Origin of the sequence: Streptomyces sp. NPDC021562 (assembly GCF_040640875.1) — a bacterium.
Taxonomy (GTDB): domain Bacteria; phylum Actinomycetota; class Actinomycetes; order Streptomycetales; family Streptomycetaceae; genus Streptomyces.
Genome location: NZ_JBFACN010000108.1, coordinates 1 through 1,166, shown reverse-complemented (window position 1 = coordinate 1,166; position 1,166 = coordinate 1). Strand labels below are relative to the sequence as shown.

The following is a 1,166-nucleotide window of genomic DNA, read 5'->3' as shown; positions in this document are numbered from 1 at the left end:
CTTTCACACTTATATCTAATGCTGTTGCTGAATGGGTTATAAATCCCAAAGAAATATAATCGACACCACAATCTTTATAAGCAGGTAAATTTTCCAGTGTGATTCCGCCAGATGCTTCTGTTGTCACCGTTTCAGGAACATGCGGTATCCATTTAGCAATGTCTTCTGGTGAGATGTTATCAAACATGATAACATCTGCCCCTGCTGCTAAAGCATCCTGCATTTGCTCGAATGACTCTGTTTCTACCTCTACTTTAATCATATGGCCTATTGATTGTTTGACTGCACGAACTGCCTCTTTTATTCCTCCAGCGAAGGAAATATGATTATCCTTAATCATCACTGCATCGTACAAACCAAACCGATGGTTAAACCCGCCTCCGACTGTTACTGCATATTTTTCGAGCATACGCAGCCCTGGTGTTGTTTTTCTTGTATCACAAATTTTTGTATAGCTGCTGTCTAATGCTTCTACTGCTTTATTTGTTAATGTGGAAATTCCGCTCATTCTCTGGATAAGATTTAAGATAACCCGTTCTCCCTTGAGCAGGTTCTTAATATCGCCTCTAACAGTGGCAATCGTTTGGCCAGGCTCGATTCTTTCTCCGTCCTCCAAATGGACCTGAACATCTATTTTGCCATCGAGAAGGGAAAAGCCTAGCTTAATAATGTCCTCTCCGCAAAAAATCCCTGTTGATTTAGCAAGGAAGATAATTTCTCCTTCCTGATGGTTTGGAAAAATGATGTCTGATGTTTTATCACCATCGCCGATATCCTCGTTAAAAAAACATTCAAGTTGCTGCCGCAATTTTATTTGGTTCATCGCTTACACCCTCATTCCTTTCGATTTTCAGGAGAACTGTCTGCTTTCTCCAGCTTTCTGCTTCTTCGGGAAAATCGCTTCTAAAGTGCCCACCCCTGCTTTCTGTGCGACTTAGGGCCGCTTTTGTTACGAGATAGGCTGTCAGCACCATAAAATACGTTTGCCATGCTTCCTTTTCAGAACAAGCTGTTTGCACTTCCCATTTTTCCCCATTCAAATAAGATTCTAACCATAATTGATGCTCCTGCAGTGTTTTTTCTGTCCTGACAATTCCAACTGAAGCCATTGTTCGTTGTTGTAGCTCCTTTATGCTTGGGAGACTTTTGAATTTCTTATGCATATG

General features: G+C 41.1%; 1 protein-coding gene and 1 pseudogene. Both read right to left on the bottom strand.

What is annotated here, in order from left to right; genetic code table 11:
- A partial coding sequence (gene nadC / locus AB0G52_RS41260; RefSeq protein ID WP_361344471.1) for a carboxylating nicotinate-nucleotide diphosphorylase occupies window positions 1-823 on the bottom strand: 823 nt, incomplete at its 3' end.
- A pseudogene (locus tag AB0G52_RS41255) lies at window positions 792-1,166 on the bottom strand (hypothetical protein); the annotation flags it as partial. The gene nadC and the pseudogene AB0G52_RS41255, both read right to left, overlap by 32 nt.